The organism is Bacteroides sp. D55t1_190419_B8, from assembly GCF_015558905.1.
GTDB lineage: Bacteria > Bacteroidota > Bacteroidia > Bacteroidales > Bacteroidaceae > Bacteroides > Bacteroides vicugnae.
The window spans coordinates 1-18,993 of the sequence record NZ_JADMOU010000013.1 but is presented as its reverse complement, the minus strand read 5'-3'; the positions used below and the strand labels follow the sequence as shown (position 1 = coordinate 18,993).

The following is an 18,993-nucleotide window of genomic DNA, read 5'->3' as shown; positions in this document are numbered from 1 at the left end:
TTTACCTTGCAATTTTGTTCCAATTATCCACCAAAAATGTCCAGAATCTGTGCAATGTACACTTTTTTAACGAACTATAATACGTTTTGGGAGAGATTTCTACTTAATGCAGCCAAAAGCTTCCATTAAAATAAGATCAGCTATTGACTTTCCTCTTTTTATTTTGTATCTTTGAGGAACAGAAAAAGAAAAAGCAATATGAGTTATATAAAAATCAAGACATAATAACACATTATCAAAACATATATTTCCATATATGGAAGAACCGAATGGGAGAAAATCAGCACTGATCTTCTCCCATTTTGTATATATAAATCACAAACATTCCAATAATTTCCTGAAAATAGTTTTTAATAAACCCAGATACCGTTCTTAATAAACTCCCCCACTATTTATTAAAAACGGTATTCGGATTTATTATAGAACTGTAAATATATTATCGCTAACAATATAGAAGTCTATTCAAATATGAGTAAGGCGAACATCGAAACAGTCAATATTACGTACAAATAAGCTATAATAAATTTCTTACATCCTAATAAAGAGATACTTCTTCAAGGCATTTTTCTCGACTTCGGCAACCAAAATATAGAAATCATCGTGTTGTTGTTCCGTATGTGAACGTTCTAATGACTCAAGAAGTGACTTTGCATCCACAAAAAAAAGAAAAAGCCCCGAAAGATATTCTCTTTCAGGGCTTTTCTTCGTTGGACTACCAAGATTCGAACTTGGACAAACAGAACCAAAACCTGTTGTGCTACCATTACACCATAGTCCAAACTTATGTGCTTTCTGTTAAAAAGCGGTGCAAAGATAGAGGTTTGCAAGCAAACCTCCAAATTTTTCGTTCACTTTTTTATATTCTATCGAGTGAATCGTGCATTATTACTTTGCAATCAGCAGATAATAGTTCTTTTTACCGCGCTGAACAAGCAGATATTTCTCGTCGAGCAGGTCAGCAGTCGTAATAACCTGATCAAAGGCCGCCAGCTTCTCCTTATTCAACGAAACGCCACCGCCCTGAACCAACTTACGCATTTCACCTTTCGACGCAAATACGGCCGCATTATCAACGAATAGATCAACAGCCTTTACTCCTTCTGCCAATGCATCACGGGAAATCTCAAATTGAGGCACTCCTTCGAATACAGCAAGCAACGTATCTTCATCCAGTTTGCGCAAAGCTTCCGAAGTCGCATTACCGAACAAAATGTTCGATGCGTCTACTGCTGCGTTATAGTCATCTTCAGAATGAACCATCACAGTCACTTCCTTAGCCAGACGTTTCTGGAGGAGACGCAAATGCGGAGCTTCCTGATGTTCGGCAATCAATGCTTCAATTTCTTCTTTCTCGATAGAAGTGAAGATTTTAATATAACGTTCGGCATCAGAGTCGCTTACATTCAACCAGAACTGATAGAACTTGTAAGGTGAAGTATAGCGAGGGTCCAGCCAGATATTTCCGGATTCTGTTTTACCAAACTTACCACCATCAGCCTTTGTAATCAGCGGGCAAGTCAACGCGAATACCTCTCCCCCATTGGTACGGCGGATCAATTCGGCACCGGTAGTAATGTTTCCCCACTGGTCGGAACCACCCATCTGGAGCTTACAGCCTTTCGTTTCATACAAATGAAGAAAGTCATATCCTTGAAGCAACTGATAAGTGAACTCGGTAAATGACAATCCATCACGCGCTTCACCATTCAGACGACGTTTCACAGAGTCTTTCGCCATCATATAGTTTACAGTGATGTGCTTTCCTACTTCGCGAACAAAATCAAGGAAAGTGAAGTCTTTCATCCAGTCGTAATTGTTCACCAGCTCGGCACGGTTAGGTACATCCGACTCGAAGTCGAGGAATTTGGCAAGTTGATTCTTGATACACGCCTGATTGTGACGCAATGTCTCTTCGTCCAGCAGGTTACGTTCTGCCGATTTACCGGAAGGGTCACCAATCATACCTGTAGCGCCGCCGATCAGTGCCAACGGCTTATGACCGCAGCGTTGGAAATGACGAAGGATCATCACTCCACAAAGGTGACCAATGTGTAGCGAATCGGCAGTCGGGTCGATACCCAAGTAGGCAGTCACCTGCTCTTTGCTTAACAACTCTTCTGTTCCCGGCATGATGTCCTGCAACATGCCACGCCATCTCAATTCTTCTACAAAATTCATCGTATTACTCTTTAATTATTTGGTTTTTATTGTATTTCAATTCCATGTGCGACAAAAGTACGACTCTTTCTCGGAAGATACAACTCTTACGCCTTAAAAAAGACATTTTGGATATTCCGGCGAATCACCTCACGCAACGCTTCCACTTCTACCCCACGCACCCTGGCTGCCTGACACAGGATATCTTCAATATCAAGCAAACTGTCATCCGTTTCCAAAAACAGGCGTTCATCGGGGACTATCTGCATCGTTTCATCGGGATAATATTCTCCAAAAGAAAGATAAAACCCCTTCTTCAACAACTGTACTGCCTGCTCCGGTTTTCCACGAAAGCCATGCCATATCCAAGGTTGTTGGGGACGAGATTCTTTTTTCACGGCCAGCAGTTCTTCCATTGCTTTCACGCAGTGGATAATCAACGGCAAACCGAGCTTTTCCGACAACTTTACCTGTTCCTTAAACACCGCTAACTGAAGCTCCATCGAAGCTTCCGCCAATTTATCCAACCCCGCCTCTCCTACAGCTACAAACTGTTTTCCCTGCAACTGCTGTTGAAGAAAGCTCAATTGCTGACTGACATTACTCTCTCTCACCTCCCAAGGATGAATACCGACAGAATAATAAGATCCTCTACCCACAGCCACTTCCACATTCTCTGCCAGAGGCATATACGATGGAGAGTCCGCCAATAACGGATAATTGATGATAGATTTCCCTAGAGAATCAACTTCCTGTTTATGAGTATGGATATCTAAAATATCAGTCACATTCTTTTTCATTTCCTATTTCTCATTTCAGTTGTTTCAAGGCACGGGATCATAACCGGAACCACCCCAGGGATGGCATCGCAGAATACGCCGCACAGCAAGATAAAGCCCCTTTATAGGACCGTGTTTCTTAATTGCTTCGAGCGCATACGCTGAGCAAGTAGGCGTGAACCGACAAGAGGGAGGAGTAAGGGGTGAAATACAAATCCGGTAAAAATAGATGGGAACAAGCAGGAAGAAGGAAAATACCTTTCTCAAAATTCCCGTAACGAATACCCATGCGGTAGATATCCGGGAGTTATGAGGTTTCATGAGAATAGTTTTTCAGAGATGCGCGCAAGCGCTATTTTCATTTTCTCTTCCAGCTCGGCAGTAGCAACAAGCTCGTCCGACAGATAGATAAAGGCAACGGCTAACCGTTGCTCCCGGCGTTGCAGTTCGTCCACCAGAAGAGACTTGTTCTTCCGGTAGGCTTCACGTATCTGGCGTTTCACCCGGTTACGTTTCACCGCCCGTTTAAAACGGCGTTTCGATACACTGATTAATATAGAAGCAGGAGCCTCTCCCTGCTCGACAGGCATATATACAACGCGTATCGGAAAGATGGAAAACGATTTAGAAGCACCGCCTTCAAACATCTTTCCGATCAAAATTTTACTATTCAGCCTTTCGGCTTTACACAAAGTATATATACCCACTCTGTTTATTTATTGTTTTCCTTGATAAACATGTCAAGTGCGGCAGTCATTGACGGAGCCTGCACCGTAGGAGCCTCAAGATCCAGACGGAGACCTGCGTCACGTACAGCCTGTGCGGTAGTAGATCCGAACGTTCCGATCTTAATCTCTTTCTGATTAAAATCCGGGAAGTTTTTCTTCAAAGAAGTCACTCCGGCAGGGCTGAAGAACACTAACATATCGTAATCAAACTCCTCGTCCGGTGTAAAGTCGTTGCTCACCGTGCGATACATCACAGCTTCCGTATGCTGAATGCCGTTCTTGTCGAGCAGGTTTTTCACATCGTCATTATGTACGTCTGACATCGGAACGAGATACTTCTCCGTTTTATGCTTCACGATGGAAGGAATCAGGTCTTCAATCTTTCCGGTAGCCCCAAAGAAGATCTTACGTTTACGATATTGCACATATTTCTGAATATACAATGCAACAGCTTCCGTCACACAGAAATACTTCATTGTCTCGGGAATTGTCACACGCAATTCAGTACACAAAGTGAAAAAATGGTCAATAGCATGGCGCGAAGTGAATATTACGGCAGTGTGGTCGAGAATCGAAATTTTCTGTTGCCGAAATTCTTTCGCCGAAAGACTTTCAACCTTAATGAAGGGTCGGAAATCTATTTTAACGCCATACTTCTCAGCTATGTCGTAATAGGGAGATTTCTCTGACGCAGGCTTAGGCTGCGACACTAGTACTTTTTTAATTTTCAACGTCCTAAAATTTTATTAGCAAAATATTGTTCATTTGAATCATACCCTGATACAGTAAAAGACAAGGTACTATTTCAAGAGCGCAAAAGTACAAAATTAATAGGAAAAGCCCGCTAAATTGATGAAAAAAAAGCTTTATCCACTTATAAAACATCAATATTTTAGTGAAAATTAAAATAATAGACCCGATTATAACCAAATTCGTTAGACTCAAATCAAAATAAACCAGGAAAAGGACGAACGGAAAAAGGGCAAATCCGACATAATATATGAGCGCAGAATACGATTCCAGCCATATATTTGTCTTATTTTTATCAAAAAAAGTCCACCCCAGAAACATATAAAGCAACCATTTCAGTAAGAAATAAGCGAGGCAAAAACCAACGTAAATACCCAGCAAAAGGAGGGAGGATACATGGTCCATCAGAGCGGGAGATGTATCATGAAAATAATTAAAAAATGTGATGCCCGACAAGACACAGGTCTGCAATACAAGCACAAGGAGATAACGCACATCGGCCGCCGTAGAGCTATCAAAAATGCTCGTCCGTTCGCGATGCAACACAAAGTCTTTCACCTGTTGGGAGAGAAATTTCTTTCCGCGTGCCAAGGCAATGGAGGAAAGAAAGAAGCAAGCCAGTAATGTCAGTGCAATAGCATCGTCCGTACGGGGAGAGTAGGAGATAGGGGTTCCTTCAAAGCCGGAATCAACCTCTTGTACAGCATGAAGATCGGCCAACTGCAGACTATCACTGTCTGCCTTTGCCGGACTAATCTGTTTCTGCTGGAGAAGAGACAAGGTATCCGCGTTCTGGGAACTTAGTGTGTCGCCTATCATATCGCTGCAAATTTACGAATGGAAATATCCCATACAGGAGTCTCATAAAGGAGCTGAACCGCTTCTTCCGGCGTCTGTGCCACTTTCCATATATCACCGTGTTGGCGTCGCATAAAGTTCTCATCGATTGCCTTTTCAAGCATTTCGAGCAATGGATCGAAAAATCCGTTTGTATTGAGGATTATAATCGGATTGAGATACAACCCCAACTGTTTCCAAGTGATAATTTCCAGCAATTCTTCAAGGGTACCGCATCCACCCGGCAAAGCGATGATACCATCACTCAAATTGGCCATCTTCTGTTTGCGTTCGTGCATGGATTCTACCTCGATCAGCTCTGTCAGTCCAGTATGATGCCAGTTTTGTTCCACCATGAAGCGGGGAATCACTCCGGTCACTTCACCGCCATTTTTCAACACAGCATCTGCCACAGAACACATCAGACCAATACTCCCGGCTCCGTTTATCAAACGGATACGGTGTTCGGCAAGCAGACGGCCGAGAGTCTCGGCTGCTTGAAAGTAAACAGCATCTATCTTGGTACTGGAAGCGCTATATACGCATACGGAATTTATCTGATTCATCTTCATCACTATCCTTTATTATATCAAGGAGGCAAAATTACGAAAAAATTCCGTTATTCATATTCAACTTAATCAGAGATCATTGTTATCTCCACATTTATATCTTCATAAAAAAATCTTGGACTTCTTATTTATAGAAGTCCAAGAGCTTTTCTCACAGAGAATACATCTATCACAGATTTCTCATCTACTAACAGGTGTATCACATTGTTGCTGAATAAACTTTATTATCTGAACTATAAAATCGTTCAAATACCCTACCAGTAGTAATCCAGCACACAATTAAAAAGTGATTTTAATTTTACGTTTCAATATACCTTTATGGGCCTTTCACAAGGCTTATTAAGCCCACGAATAAAAGTGAACCGATTCTTTCCCCTTTCGGTCATCTAAATCGTCATTTCAGCAATGCGCCATATATTTCAACAGCGGGGCTTCAACAGTTAATGATTTAGGTATATCATCTTATGTTAGTTGCAAATAATATATATCCAAAGATTTAATCTAATTCAAAATCTCCGATAAAGGCTTCCTTCGGAAGTTGTATCTCCAAAGTATATTTACCTTTTTCCTCACCTGCAAGATCAATATAAACCTTATCTACATTTATATCAGTAGATGTATAAACTACTTCTCCTGTTTCTGCATCTTTGATGGTAACGGTTACAGTAGGAACAGTAGAAAGAAGGTCAATAGACAACAATGAGTTTTCAATACAAGCAGCAGGAGTAACAGGGATAGACCGATGTTGTACCTCAGTTTTATTCTTTAGTCTGATTTGACGTGCAGATATCATTTCATGTGCAAAAGAAAACATACTTACTTGAAGTAAGACAGTCAACAACAAAAAAGGTAAAAATTTCGTTTTCATAATAAATGGGTTTAAAATTTCGCTCCAAAAATACACAGATGAAGCAAAAAAAACGATTTTTATGCGGTAACAATGGTAACAGCCTTTCATTTAGAAGCAAAACCAACCTAGAGGGATCAATATATCTCACTGAATATCAACGCCAAACACGCGATCGAAAATTTGAGCATCCATTTTGTTCTTTATACGATTTTTACGGGTTTTAAGAGCATCTGATGTAGAATCCATTAACTCCATTATGACAGTTTTCGAACAACAAAGCAATGAAAGAACACAATAAAATATATCATCACCAGTTAAAGCCGGATAACGTTCCTTCAAATTCATCATCACATCAACAAATGCACTAGAAATTTCAGAACGTATCTCTTTTCTCAAACTACGCATCACCAATAGCTGTTTAGGAGTCGCTTTCTCTAATGCTTCCAATTGATCATAACAATTAGTTGTTTTAAGTACAGATATACATAATTGAATTTGCTGCTCTGTTAACTTCGACCTTTTCTTATCTAGATCTTCTTTATTAGTTTCTGAAATTTCTTCCTCTTTGAGCAGCATAGTATCTACCCGATTTTGGGTCAATTCACGTTGTAATGCTATATAACGCTTTTTCCTTTTCCTATCATTCCACATAAAACAAAAGACACAAATAATCATTAAGAAAAAGAATACAGAAACCAAAGTAAAAACCAGCATTTTAGTATGTTCTGACAATAGCCTCTTATGTTCTTCTAATTGATGTTTATCCATAAGTCGATTGAGTTCTTCATTGTCATTCATAATCTGCATAGAATCATAAAGTACTCTATATGCATCCATATTTTCTGTCGCAATCTTCCACTCACCTCTTTTCTTTGCTATTTGATGCATTCCATCATAGCAAACAGCCTTTCCATAAATATTAAGTTGATCTATATTCTTACTAAAGAAATAACTGGCAGAATCAAGTTTATTCAAGTTCAACATAATTTGAGCTTTTGACAAACAGACATTAACAGCATCATCCCCTTGCATAATCATTGCTTTTGATACATATTTATCAGCTTGAACATAATCTTTTTTTTCATTGTAAACCATAGCGAGATCATGATAAAGAGCCCCTATCAAACTAGAGTCTTGCTCTGCTAATGCATAATCAAGAGCTTTTTGATAGTACAACAATGAGCTATCCTTTTTATTTTGCAATAAACAGATACGTGCAATACCTCTCAATGGATATGTCTGCTGACTTCCCCCCTCTAATATCTGATAAGCTTGACGATAAGCCTCAATCGCTATATCATACAAATCATCTTTTTCATAACAGTCCGCAAGATTATCATAAATCATTGCTAAGAATTCATCCCTAACAGGCATCAGTCGAATTGCCGTTAAATACTCGTCTACAGCAAAAGAAGTATATCCTTTCTCTCGATAGGTAGCTCCCCAATAATAATGAGCTTTTGCAGCACGTACACTTTTCTTCTTATCACCATAGTATTCAACAGCTGTTTTTATCAGCGAATCATCCTCTAAAGCAATATAATTTTTATGCCTTGCTTGCGTAAGCAATAACGCATAAAGTGCTCTGTCGGCACGTGGCAATTTCTGTGGGGAGGAAATTGATTCCAAAATAGATAATGCACTATCAGGATATATTTCCATCAATGAGTCAGCAGATAGTAGCAATGGACTCTTCACCGAAGAAGAGCAGGAAGATAGAAAGACAGACATCAGAATGCTACCTACGCTGACAAGTAAACTAAAAAACACCAATAAATAGCGTTTAGAACAACAACATCTTGTTTTCATTAGGCAGTCGTTTATTTACGGGGCAAAAGTAACAAATTCCGGCAAAAGAAGATTAATATCCAAAAGACATTTATTTAAATATAACTTATTTAAAATCAAGAGCCACAACCTCTATTTCCTACCAAAAGGAGTTGAGGTTGTGGCTCTTACTGAACGAGCTAAGCTCGCTTTCAGACTATTTTACAGACCAAAAGCAGCTTTAATTTTATCTACGTAGTCAAGTTTCTCCCATGTAAAGAGTTCTACTTCCACAGTTTTGTCCCCTTCGTAGCGAGAGAAGAATTTCTTCGTTACCACTTGCGGTTCACGTCCCATATGGCCGTAAGCGGCTGTTTCCTGATAAATAGGATTACGAAGTTTCAGACGTTCTTCGATTGCTTTCGGGCGAAGATCGAACAACTGGTCGATAACGCGGGCAATCTCACCATCCGTCATATTGACGTGGGAACGACCATAAGTATCTACAAAGATATTGATCGGACGAGCCACACCGATAGCATAGCTCACCTGTACAAGCATTTCATCTGCTACGCCTGCCGCTACCATATTCTTAGCAATATGACGCGCCGCATAAGCTGCGCTACGGTCTACCTTGCTAGGATCTTTTCCGGAGAAAGCACCACCACCGTGAGCACCTTTACCACCATAAGTATCAACGATAATCTTACGACCTGTCAAACCGGTATCTCCGTGAGGACCACCAATTACGAACTTGCCCGTAGGATTCACATGATAAATGATTTTATCATTGAACAGCGCCAACACTTTATCGTGATGGATAGAAGCAATGACACGAGGCATCAGAATCTCGATCACATCACGACGGATGATAGACAGCATTTCTTCGTCAGCTTTCAGCTGGGCAGCTTGAGAATCATCTTCCGGTTGGATAAAGTCATCATGTTGCGTAGAAACAACGATTGTATCAATGCGAACAGGAGTTCCGTTGTCATCATATTCAATAGTAACCTGGCTTTTGGCATCGGGGCGGAGGTAAGTCATCACCTTTCCTTCACGACGAATGTCGGCCAGCACTTGCAGAATGCGGTGTGCCAGATCAAGAGAAAGCGGCATGTAGTTTTCCGTTTCATTGGTAGCGTAGCCAAACATCATACCCTGGTCGCCTGCACCCTGTTCCATCGGGTCCTGACGCTCTACACCACGGTTGATATCGGGGCTTTGCTCATGAATAGCGGAAAGTACGCCACAAGAGTTACTTTCGAACATGTACTCTCCTTTGGTATAACCGATTTTCTTAATCACTTCGCGTGCGATGAGCTGGAGGTCAACGTACGCTTTAGTTTTCACTTCACCCGCTAGCACCACTTGTCCGGTAGTCACTAGTGTTTCGCAAGCTACTTTCGAACTGGGGTCGTAAGCCAACAGTTTGTCAAGCACAGCATCCGATATTTGATCGGCTACCTTGTCGGGGTGTCCTTCTGACACCGATTCGGATGTAAATAAGTATCCCATCTTTTTAAATTAAGAATTAAAAATTGAAAATTAAAAAATGAGAGAGAGTAGGAGAGGCGAGTGCTGCAAAGGATAAACCGAAAGGCGTCAATCAGACGTGTTTTAGCATTTTTTTCCGTGGTTGCAAGCTACTCAAATCTGTCCACACTTTCATTTCGGGTACAAAGATAAAGAGATTTCGGAGATTATGAGTATCTTTGCCCTGTATTTAACACATAAATAGATTTATAATGATTCTAAATAAGAAATTTAAAACGCTTTTGGTGTTGGCACTTTATATAGGCTTCACGATTGCTATCTATGCCATTGTCTGCCATTTCATCGACAAGCCGTTTCAGGAGATTCATTTGCTGTATGCAGTATTGATAGGATGCATTGCCTATTTGCCGGTGTTTATTGCGGAGAAAAAGAAGAAGTAAGTTCCTTCATCGTTTTTCCAAGTACCGGATGCACTAATCCGGGAGCAATTTCTGCCAGCGGCTTCATAACGAAGTCACGTTCTGCCATCAACGGATGGGGGAGGATCAACTTCGCTCCGGAGGGAGAAGTGGTGGAAAGTATCAAATCATCATAAAGCAACAGGTCAATATCAATCAGGCGGTCGCTATATATACCGTTGACGGATTTCTTCGTACGTCCCAATTCCTGTTCAATCGCCTGCGTTCTCTGTAAAACGTCTATGGGAGTCAATCCGGTATCTACACAAACTGCTGCATTCAGGAAACTGTTATCGGAAGAAAATCCCCAAGGGGCAGTTATGTAAAAAGCAGACAGGGAAACTATTTTCCCCACCTGCTCTTCTATTTTTTGCACGGCATCCCGAAGATTTTGTTCTTTATCTCCGAGGTTAGTGCCGAGTCCCAGATAAACTTTTGCCATTATTTGTCCAAAATCAGCATTGCATCTCCATACGTGCCGAAACGGTAACCTTCTTTCAATGCTACATGATAAGCATCCATCACTTGATCATAACCACCGAAAGCAGCTACAATCATCAGTAAGGTAGAAAGCGGCATGTGGAAATTGGAAATCATTGAATTGGCTACGGTAAATTCATATGGAGGGAAGATAAACTTGTTAGTCCATCCTTCAAATTCCTTGAGATGCCCGTCGGTGCTGACTGCGCTTTCAATAGCACGCATCACTGTCGTACCTACCGCACATACATTTCTACCGTTATCTTTGGCACGATTCACAGTTTTCACCGCCATTTCGTTTACAAACATTTGTTCTGAATCCATCTTATGCTTAGTCAAGTCCTCTACGTCGATGTCGCGGAAGTTACCCAGACCGGCGTGCAGAGTGATATATGCAAAGTCCACACCTTTGATTTCCAGACGTTTCATCAACTCACGGCTGAAGTGCAAACTAGCAGTCGGGGCAGTCACCGCACCTTCGTTCTTTGCGAAAATTGACTGGAAGCGTTCAGCATCTTCCGGTTCTACAGGACGGTTGATAATAGAGTGGGGGAGTGGAGTTTCACCCAAAGAATACAGTGCCTTTTTGAACTCGTCATGAGGTCCGTCGTAAAGGAAACGGAGCGTACGCCCGCGAGAAGTGGTGTTATCAATCACTTCAGCCACCATTGAATCGTCCGGACCGAAATACAGCTTGTTACCGATACGTATCTTACGTGCCGGATCAACCAATACGTCCCATAAACGAAGTTCTTCATTCAACTCACGCAACAAGAATACCTCGATACGAGCACCTGTCTTCTCCTTGTTACCATACAAGCGGGCAGGAAACACCTTCGTATCATTGAATATAAACACATCTTTATCATCAAAGTAGTCCAACACATCTTTGAACATCTTGTGCTCAATCTTACCTGTATTACGATGCAATACCATCAAACGCGACTCATCCCTATATTTCATAGGATGTAGAGCGATCTTATCCTCGGGTAACTTAAATTTGAATTGTGATAATTTCATATCTATTCCTTATTACGTTAATTATTTTCTTCCTCATTTTCTATCTCCTGTCCGTCGATCCACTCTTTAAAGTGTTCGGGGTTCAGGCAGTCTTCCAACCGGACATCACCTACGCGGGTGCGGATCAATCCTGTCAGGTGAGCTCCGCTATGGAGTGCTTCACCGATGTCGCGGGCCAGGGCACGGATATAAGTCCCTTTGCTGCATACGACACGGATTTGAATCATCGGTTCCGGATCATCCAGACGACATTCCAGCAATTCAATCTCGTCGATAACAAGCTGTTTTGCTTTTAGTTCGACTTCTTCTCCTTTCCGGGCCAGTTCGTAAGCACGCTTACCGTCTACCATACAGGCAGAGAAGGCAGGAGGTACCTGATCGATGGCACCGATAAAATGTGTCAGCACTTCTTCCACCAGTTCCCTCGTGATATGTTCGGTAGGGTAGGTGGCATCTATTTCATGTTCCAAATCGTATGACGGAGTAGTGGCACCCAAACGCAACGTTGCAACATACTCCTTCGTATGATATTGAAACTCTTCTATTCGTTTGGTTGCCTTGCCTGTACATACAATCATCACCCCTGTTGCAAGCGGGTCCAGTGTTCCGGCATGGCCGACTTTTAGTTTTTTCACTCCTATCCGGCGGCAAATATGATAGCGGGCATGCCCTACTACTTTAAATGAAGTCCATCCGAAAGGTTTATTGAAAAACAGTACTTCTCCTTTTTTAAAATTCATCAGCCAATTTCTAAGTTATATCCAAGCAACAGCATTACCAGAATGATTCCGCCAACTATAATTCTGTACCAGCCAAATGCTTTAAAGCCATATTTCGTAACAAAGCTAATAAAGAACTTGATAGCCAGCAAAGCAACGACAAAAGCCACCACATTACCGATAATAAGTGCCGGCATGTTGTTGACAAGAATCTCGGTTCCACCATCCAGGAAGAGTTTCAAGACCTTGTAGCCAGTTGCCGCAAACATAGTTGGCACGGCAAGAAAGAATGAAAACTCAGCAGCATCCTTACGAGTCAGTTTCTGGGCCATACCTCCGACGATGGTAGCCATCGAACGGGATACACCCGGTATCATTGCAATACATTGAAACAAACCGATATTGAATGCCTTTTTTTCTGTCAGCACGGTATCTTTACTTCCCTTCGAAAAAATCTTATCGCAGAACAGCATGAATATACCACCGATTACCAGCATCACTGCCACTATCGCTACACTTTCGAGCATCTCGTCTATCTTATCGCTAAACAGGAAACCCAAAATTGCAGCAGGAATAAAAGCCACCAGCAGCTTCCAGTAAAAATCGAATTTATGCAGAAAACACTTCAAAGCGGAAGCGCCTGCAGGAGCCGGTGTATGGTTCAACCGGAAAAAACGTTTCCAGTAAAGGCAGACTACTGAAAGAATTGCGCCAAACTGAATAATTACAGTAAACGCTTTTACAAATTCCGTACTTTCTACCCCTAGTATGTTTTGTGTAATAATCATGTGTCCTGTAGAAGAAACCGGTAAAAACTCGGTCAGCCCTTCTACAATAGCAATAATAATCGTCTCAAATGTTGTTAAATCACCCATTTTTATTCTTCTGTTTTTTGTGTTTTAGGTTTGCGCAATACTGCATAAATCATAGATATAAAGCCAAACAGGCAAACGACCGGCGCTACCTTGATTCTGCGTACACTGAAAATATCGGGTTCAAAAAGCGTTTCGGACGATGTAGGTCCCGTCATCAATAGAAAGCCGATAATAACAATCGCCATCCCTATTGCGAGCAAGATAAAGTTCACTTTATCAAAGGCAAATTTCTGCTTGTCAGACATAGTTTATTTTTTTTAAATATAGTACAGGCTGTTCGCTTTCATTCTCAAGTATTTATTCATGGAGAAATAGGCGCATAGCCACGTTATTACAATTCCAAACGCCAATACGCTTGCACAGACTATCAACATGACTTCAGGCGTGATGACCTGAAGCAATTCCTGTTCGTATGTCACAGCCCAATAGGCGGTTCCCATCAATATGGAATCGGCAACGATGGCTGCCAATATCCCGCTCCATACATTCTTTCGAAGGAATGGCCCCCGGATAAATCCCCAACTCGCCCCTACCAGTTTCATGGTGTGAATAAGGAAGCGTTTGGAGTAAATAGCCAGTCTTATGGTATTGTTTATCAGGGCAAAAGAAATAAAAGTAAGCACGACCGCCAAGGCAAGCAGTACCAGACTGATATTTCGTATGTTATCATTCACGGCGTCAATCAACTCCTTTCGATAGAGCACATCTTGTATGTTGGTATTCTTTTTAATCATTTTCTCTATCTTCGCAATGCTGTCCGAGTTGGCATAGTCAGAATGGAGTTTGATTTCGATGGAAGCGGTAAAAGGGTTATAGCCCAGAAATTCTTCCGGATCGGTTCCCATTGCTTCCGTCTGTTCTTTCAGTGCTTGTTTTTTAGAGATATATTCGGATTGTTTCACGAAAGGTTCCTGATTCAGCTTCTTCTGAAGTTTCAGTATATCCGCTTCCTTCATGTCGTCGCTGATAAGAACGGAGAAACTGATATTCTCGCGGACATATACGGAAAGATTGTGCGCTGTCAATACAAAAAAGACAACCAGTCCGAGCAACAGCAATACCAGTGTCGTACTGATACTCGACGTGATGAACTGCATGTCGAAAATCGAACCTGACTTATATTTGTTTTGATTTCCCATGCGTTATCTCTTTTTTCGGAATACATAAATCATTGAACTGCTGCGTTCTTTCCTTCCCAAAGCATTGAACCAGGCCAACGTCCCGGCAAACATCCCTTTCAGGAAACTGCATGAACTGCCACGATGTTTCTCGCTCAACATAGATACGTAAAACGCATCGAACGGCATCGGATGACGTGCCGCCATAATAAAACCATGGCGGGAAGCCAACTGTTGTATAGTGCCCGGAGTGAAATGCCAAAGATGGCGGGGAACGTCATAAGCCGCCCAATACTCACCGTAGCGCTTGGCATCATAAGAAGAGCAGTTGGGTACTGCCACAATCAATACTCCTTTTTCTGTCAGCAGTTCGCGAAGCGTCTCCCAAGTCTCATTCAAAGATTCGAGATGCTCCATCACATGCCAGAGAGTGATGACATCAAAACTAGCAGGAGCAAACTCTTTCAGAGCCGATTCGGGCTTTACATCCAGTTCGAAATGTGTTTTTGCAAACTCACGTGCCTGCGGACTTTTCTCCACTGCCTCTACCTTCCATCCCCGACGAACCATTGTATCGGAAAAATAACCGGTTCCCGTACCTATATCGAGCAAACGCCCCGTCTTGCGATGCGCTTCCTTGGCTACCAGACGCGCTTTGCGACCCAGCATATAAGAACGTACGTAATGGTAGATATTATTCATCGCTCCCTTGCGCGTATCAGTGTGGGAGATGTAGTCGGGAGTCTCATAATACTTGCCTATCTCTGCTTCCACGGGAACTCCTTGTGTGAATGTAAATCCACAGTCTTCACACGAATACAGTTCAAACTGTTCGCCCGAAGCATAAAAATCCGTACAAGTCATGACGCGTTTCAAGTGCGTACCGCCACACACCGGACAAGCATTTATACTGAGTTTCTCCATTAATTTCTAAGCAAAATTAAGAGCCGCCTCGAATGACAAGACAACACTATACCCGAATTTGGTGCAAAGAAACAAATAAAAAGTGATGGATTGGGCTTTCGTTAAGGACTTTTAATAGAAGAGTTGCTCCCGATACAAGATGAGAGTAGTTTTGACAGCTCATATCGGGACAAGATATCTTTTTGAAGAAAGATTAAAAAGTCAGATTAACGGAAAAGCCCATGTTTCTGTAGCTGGGTTGACGGAAGTTGTCTATGCCCTGCCCCCAGGTTCCGGTGCTTGCCGTAGATTCCGGATCAAACGGAGCTTTATTATACAACATAAGCAAGTTACGTCCCACTAATGCCACCCGTACATCCTGTATCCACTTCACCCATCGGTTGACGGGAATATGATAAGCGATCGACATTTCTGCAAGACGAATATTAGTGGCATCGTATGTATACACCGTTCCTGTACGTGCCCAGCCTACCAGCCTATAGTAGTTCTCTGCCGGAATCTTTTCACCACTCACCCAAACACCACCATTGTCACGGGCTATGGCTGTGGCCTGCGATACCCCAAATTGATCCATAACTGCTTGAGTCATTGATAGGCCTACGCCGCCGAAGCGGGCGTGAATCACAAAATCAAGTTCAAAACCTTTCCAGGAAAAGCTATTTGCCAGCCCCATCGTATATTTAGGGTCAGCATTACCCGCATATATATATTCGTTTACAGGAACGACATTTTGTGAAGTTTTATCAATAACAACATTTCCCTGCTCATCCCTCTGCAAATCTGTAACATATATATCACCTATCGAGCCACCTTTCTTCAATGGAGTATACCAACCGCTACCTTTGGCCATCTGAATTTCTTCTAAATTAAAATCGGTATCTGTTATAGGATTTTTCTGTGGTTCTAAAAGCTGCTTTACTTCATTCTTATTGATAGAATAAGTGAAACGTCCATCCCACTTAACCTGCCCGATATTCATATTTGCACTCAAGGTTAGCTCGAAACCTTTATTATCAATCCTACACCCATTATACATGAAATAAATATCCCCCTGAGAAGGAATAGGAAGATATCCTCCAAACGGTAAATCGGAAGTAGATGTCTTATACATCGTAAACGCCAAATTGATTTTATCATTAATAAAACCTGCATTGAGCCCTATTTCGTGAGACTTGGTATGCTCGGGATCCAACATATTATCCTCCAATCTAGGTTTCAAACCTACCCTTTTTTTATTCAAAAAGATATAATCGGTAAAACTATTACCGGTTTCACTGTAGGTATAATTGAGTTTTAGAAACGAAAGGAATCGGTTAGGATTATCAGGCAACCATCCAGTTGGGACTATAGATGCTCCTATCGAAGGATAGATAACATCAGTAGAATAACTTGAATCATCATCCCAGAATTTAAGCCATTCCATTCGTCCACCCAAATCGAGAAATAATCGGTTCCTATAACCCAATTGCGCAAGTATAAACAATGATGTAGCTCGGTCATGATAATTAAAGTCTTGATCTATATAGTGATAGCCCCCATGTTTATCCAGTCCTGATAAATTAAACTGGTTCAGTGCTCCCAGCATACCACCAGCGCAAGAGCTATCAAACTTCGTATCACAAATAGAAGAACCTAAAGTGGCATCAATTGAAAAATCCCCTAGCTTTTTATTGACATTAAACAGGAGATCGGAATAAACCTGCGTATTCTTATCTTCAGACTCATAATACGAGCCCAAAGGACCGGCTTGAAGAGAAGACGCATAAAGTTTTTTGGTTGCGGTTTCTTTATCACGATCGTAATGAATACGCCCTGACACATTAAGCCAGGAGGTCAAGTCGAATTTCGCTCCTATCCCGCCTAGTAAACGTTTCTTTTTCTGATTGTACAAATTCCGGTTGATTATCCAATAAGGATTTTGCATACCCATCCCCATATCTCCTAAAGGCCAATATTGCGCATTAGCTCCAAGCCTCGGATCGTAAACTTCAAAATGATTCTTGTAGTTATAATCGGGATTGACATTAATACGTTCTTGCAATACATCAGGTACCAAATAGACAGGAACCAGCGGATTACCATACATACCTTGCGATAACATATTCTGCTCTGCGGTATGAATATATCTCAAAGTGAAGTCTAGCTTTAGTCTATGATGTAATAAAGAAGATGTATTCCGGAGGGAGAAATTGTAACGATCCACATTGTTTTTGGGAATGATGCCGGTGCCATTCATCGTTACAGCCGAAACCCGGGTTTGATTATACTCATTTCCCATAGAAAGGCTAAGGGAGTTATTGATAGTATGTCCGGTACGGAAAAAATCCGTCGGGTCCCACGACTGGGGATGGTTTATCTTGTCTCCCCATTGCGCCCCGTAAGTCTGTTGGAATTCAGGCATAACAAGTGGCGAACTGAAAGTAGTACTATTCCCCAACTCTACTCTTAGTTTTCCGGAATTTGCTTTCTTAGTATTAATCATCACCACACCGCTAGCGGAACGACTACCATACAAAGTAGAAGCTGCTGCGGTACTCAAAACAGAAATACTCTCTATATCGTCAGGAGAGAAAGCTGCTATACCGTCACCAGTCTGCCAGTTAGAGGTGTATGAATTAGAAGGTTGCTCTGACTCCAGTCGTGGCAAAGGTACACCGTCCAAAGTAAAAAGCACATTGTTGGATTTTAATATGGAACGGTAACCACGTAGCACCATCCTTACTGAACCACCCACACCGGAAGCACTGGGATTAATAGTAGCGCCCGCCACTCTTCCTATCAGGGAGTTTACGAAATTGGCGTCTTTCACCTTCATCAGATCGGCCCCATCAATCTGTTGTGAACTGTATGGCAATTTCATCGTATCCTTTAAAACAGTTCCATTATCCGCATAAGTCACAGAAATGGGTAATAAGGCCAAAAAGAAAGCGGTACCACTTTTTTTCATCAAAGAAATACAGAAAGATTGTGAGAAACCACAATTAAGCAATGTTTTGAGAGTAAATGCTTTCATAGGCATGAAATATTTAGATTTTGGTTATTACAAACTATTTGTATATCAAAGTATATAGGAAAACTATATATAATATAAATACAACCATAAGAGGCTTTCTACTAAAAGAGAAATGAAAATTTTTAAGAAAAATCTTAGCTTACATTTTAGATAGTTGTTATTTTCTTTACTAACAAACTTCAAATTACATGTCCTCGCACATTACCACCCAACAATATTATGTAACCCTAAAAGTATTCAAATTAGAGAATACCAAATACCCTGATACAAAAACGCAAACATATTTCAGTTCTTTATTTAGGAGCTTCGCCATAACAATTATTCCCTTTATCTCCTTTAGCGAACAACATCCACAATTCATAAAATGGAATTATTTGAGTAAGCATCCGATAAAGTACACTATAAAAAATGGCTGTATCTCCTTTCCTGGTAAGCAGCCATCTATCGTTGTATCT

Annotated in this window: 19 protein-coding genes and 1 tRNA gene; 1 reads left to right on the top strand and 19 read right to left on the bottom strand. The window is 41.4% G+C overall.

Annotation, left to right across the window (positions count from 1 at the left end; translation table 11 throughout):
• Positions 1-707 precede the first annotated feature (707 nt).
• From I2I13_RS13025 to metK, 11 genes are all read right to left on the bottom strand, one after another.
• Positions 708-778: transfer RNA gene (locus tag I2I13_RS13025), tRNA-Gln, on the bottom strand.
• A gap of 107 nt (positions 779-885) precedes the next feature.
• Complete coding sequence (gene tyrS, locus I2I13_RS13020) at positions 886-2,178, bottom strand: tyrosine--tRNA ligase (RefSeq protein ID WP_195649651.1); 1,293 nt, start codon at positions 2,176-2,178, stop codon at positions 886-888.
• An 86-nt stretch (positions 2,179-2,264) separates the two neighbouring features.
• Positions 2,265-2,957, bottom strand: a complete 693-nt coding sequence (locus I2I13_RS13015) for a TatD family hydrolase (protein ID WP_195649650.1) — start codon at positions 2,955-2,957, stop codon at positions 2,265-2,267.
• 24 nt (positions 2,958-2,981) lie between these two features.
• Positions 2,982-3,257 (bottom strand): membrane protein insertion efficiency factor YidD, encoded by a 276-nt coding sequence (yidD, locus tag I2I13_RS13010; RefSeq protein WP_004298909.1) that lies wholly within the window; start codon positions 3,255-3,257, stop codon positions 2,982-2,984.
• Positions 3,254-3,643, bottom strand: a complete 390-nt coding sequence (gene rnpA / locus I2I13_RS13005) for a ribonuclease P protein component (RefSeq protein WP_081352769.1) — start codon at positions 3,641-3,643, stop codon at positions 3,254-3,256. Before rnpA ends, yidD begins: the two co-directional genes overlap by 4 nt.
• Before the next feature lie 5 nt (positions 3,644-3,648).
• A complete protein-coding gene (locus I2I13_RS13000) occupies positions 3,649-4,395 on the bottom strand; it encodes a uroporphyrinogen-III synthase (RefSeq protein ID WP_074559743.1) in 747 nt (248 codons plus the stop codon).
• 4 nt (positions 4,396-4,399) lie between these two features.
• On the bottom strand, positions 4,400-5,233 hold the full coding sequence (locus tag I2I13_RS12995; RefSeq protein ID WP_074559745.1) for a DUF4271 domain-containing protein: 834 nt from the start codon (positions 5,231-5,233) through the stop codon (positions 4,400-4,402).
• The gene (locus tag I2I13_RS12990; protein ID WP_074559771.1) at positions 5,230-5,817 is read right to left on the bottom strand and encodes a TIGR00730 family Rossman fold protein; all 588 of its coding nucleotides are present in this window, start codon (positions 5,815-5,817) and stop codon (positions 5,230-5,232) included. Before I2I13_RS12990 ends, I2I13_RS12995 begins: the two co-directional genes overlap by 4 nt.
• A gap of 499 nt (positions 5,818-6,316) precedes the next feature.
• A complete protein-coding gene (locus tag I2I13_RS12985) occupies positions 6,317-6,688 on the bottom strand; it encodes a DUF3244 domain-containing protein (protein ID WP_195649649.1) in 372 nt (123 codons plus the stop codon).
• Between the two features lie 126 nt (positions 6,689-6,814).
• A complete protein-coding gene (locus I2I13_RS12980) occupies positions 6,815-8,479 on the bottom strand; it encodes a hypothetical protein (RefSeq protein ID WP_148367810.1) in 1,665 nt (554 codons plus the stop codon).
• Positions 8,480-8,659: 180 nt separating this feature from the next.
• A complete protein-coding gene (metK, locus tag I2I13_RS12975; protein WP_148367809.1) occupies positions 8,660-9,952 on the bottom strand; it encodes a methionine adenosyltransferase in 1,293 nt (430 codons plus the stop codon).
• Between the two features lie 230 nt (positions 9,953-10,182).
• Between metK and I2I13_RS12970 the strand changes: the two genes are divergently transcribed.
• On the top strand, positions 10,183-10,371 hold the full coding sequence (locus tag I2I13_RS12970; protein ID WP_009001370.1) for a hypothetical protein: 189 nt from the start codon (positions 10,183-10,185) through the stop codon (positions 10,369-10,371).
• On the opposite strand, the gene folK is transcribed toward I2I13_RS12970, so the two are convergent.
• The 8 genes from folK to I2I13_RS12930 form a co-directional block, all read right to left on the bottom strand.
• Positions 10,346-10,831 (bottom strand): 2-amino-4-hydroxy-6-hydroxymethyldihydropteridine diphosphokinase, encoded by a 486-nt coding sequence (gene folK / locus I2I13_RS12965; RefSeq protein WP_148367808.1) that lies wholly within the window; start codon positions 10,829-10,831, stop codon positions 10,346-10,348. The two genes, I2I13_RS12970 and folK, sit on opposite strands and share 26 nt — an antisense overlap.
• The gene (gene queA / locus I2I13_RS12960; RefSeq protein WP_004298889.1) at positions 10,831-11,889 is read right to left on the bottom strand and encodes a tRNA preQ1(34) S-adenosylmethionine ribosyltransferase-isomerase QueA; all 1,059 of its coding nucleotides are present in this window, start codon (positions 11,887-11,889) and stop codon (positions 10,831-10,833) included. The genes folK and queA overlap by 1 nt, the downstream gene beginning before the upstream one ends.
• Positions 11,890-11,906: 17 nt before the next feature.
• Entirely contained in the window at positions 11,907-12,629 is a 723-nt protein-coding gene (truB, locus tag I2I13_RS12955; RefSeq protein WP_004298886.1) for a tRNA pseudouridine(55) synthase TruB, read from the bottom strand.
• Positions 12,629-13,483 carry an undecaprenyl-diphosphate phosphatase gene (locus tag I2I13_RS12950; RefSeq protein WP_148367806.1) on the bottom strand — a complete coding sequence of 285 codons (855 nt, stop codon included), beginning with the start codon at positions 13,481-13,483 and terminating at the stop codon, positions 12,629-12,631. Before I2I13_RS12950 ends, truB begins: the two co-directional genes overlap by 1 nt.
• Positions 13,484-13,485: 2 nt before the next feature.
• Entirely contained in the window at positions 13,486-13,728 is a 243-nt protein-coding gene (locus I2I13_RS12945) for a DUF3098 domain-containing protein (RefSeq protein WP_009001366.1), read from the bottom strand.
• A 12-nt stretch (positions 13,729-13,740) separates the two neighbouring features.
• Entirely contained in the window at positions 13,741-14,622 is an 882-nt protein-coding gene (locus I2I13_RS12940) for an ABC transporter permease (protein ID WP_117513332.1), read from the bottom strand.
• A gap of 3 nt (positions 14,623-14,625) precedes the next feature.
• Positions 14,626-15,525, bottom strand: a complete 900-nt coding sequence (locus I2I13_RS12935) for a methyltransferase domain-containing protein (protein WP_008641564.1) — start codon at positions 15,523-15,525, stop codon at positions 14,626-14,628.
• 193 nt (positions 15,526-15,718) lie between these two features.
• Complete coding sequence (locus I2I13_RS12930) at positions 15,719-18,538, bottom strand: TonB-dependent receptor plug domain-containing protein (RefSeq protein ID WP_195649648.1); 2,820 nt, start codon at positions 18,536-18,538, stop codon at positions 15,719-15,721.
• Positions 18,539-18,993 lie beyond the last annotated feature (455 nt).

Bases quoted from the DNA above. Each gene is read 5' to 3' on its own strand.
- I2I13_RS13015 (WP_195649650.1), bottom strand. From the start codon at position 2,957: ATGAAAAAGAATGTGACTGATATTTTAGATATCCATACTCATAAACAG.
- I2I13_RS12985 (WP_195649649.1), bottom strand. From the start codon at position 6,688: ATGAAAACGAAATTTTTACCTTTTTTGTTGTTGACTGTCTTACTTCAA.
- metK (WP_148367809.1), bottom strand. From the start codon at position 9,952: ATGGGATACTTATTTACATCCGAATCGGTGTCAGAAGGACACCCCGAC.
- queA (WP_004298889.1), bottom strand. From the start codon at position 11,889: ATGAAATTATCACAATTCAAATTTAAGTTACCCGAGGATAAGATCGCT.
- I2I13_RS12990 (WP_074559771.1), bottom strand. From the start codon at position 5,817: ATGAATCAGATAAATTCCGTATGCGTATATAGCGCTTCCAGTACCAAG.
- truB (WP_004298886.1), bottom strand. From the start codon at position 12,629: ATGAATTTTAAAAAAGGAGAAGTACTGTTTTTCAATAAACCTTTCGGA.
- I2I13_RS12935 (WP_008641564.1), bottom strand. From the start codon at position 15,525: ATGGAGAAACTCAGTATAAATGCTTGTCCGGTGTGTGGCGGTACGCAC.
- yidD (WP_004298909.1), bottom strand. From the start codon at position 3,257: ATGAAACCTCATAACTCCCGGATATCTACCGCATGGGTATTCGTTACG.
- I2I13_RS12930 (WP_195649648.1), bottom strand. From the start codon at position 18,538: ATGAAAGCATTTACTCTCAAAACATTGCTTAATTGTGGTTTCTCACAA.
- I2I13_RS12980 (WP_148367810.1), bottom strand. From the start codon at position 8,479: ATGAAAACAAGATGTTGTTGTTCTAAACGCTATTTATTGGTGTTTTTT.
- tyrS (WP_195649651.1), bottom strand. From the start codon at position 2,178: ATGAATTTTGTAGAAGAATTGAGATGGCGTGGCATGTTGCAGGACATC.
- I2I13_RS12945 (WP_009001366.1), bottom strand. From the start codon at position 13,728: ATGTCTGACAAGCAGAAATTTGCCTTTGATAAAGTGAACTTTATCTTG.
- I2I13_RS12950 (WP_148367806.1), bottom strand. From the start codon at position 13,483: ATGGGTGATTTAACAACATTTGAGACGATTATTATTGCTATTGTAGAA.
- folK (WP_148367808.1), bottom strand. From the start codon at position 10,831: ATGGCAAAAGTTTATCTGGGACTCGGCACTAACCTCGGAGATAAAGAA.
- I2I13_RS12970 (WP_009001370.1), top strand. From the start codon at position 10,183: ATGATTCTAAATAAGAAATTTAAAACGCTTTTGGTGTTGGCACTTTAT.
- I2I13_RS12940 (WP_117513332.1), bottom strand. From the start codon at position 14,622: ATGGGAAATCAAAACAAATATAAGTCAGGTTCGATTTTCGACATGCAG.
- I2I13_RS12995 (WP_074559745.1), bottom strand. From the start codon at position 5,233: ATGATAGGCGACACACTAAGTTCCCAGAACGCGGATACCTTGTCTCTT.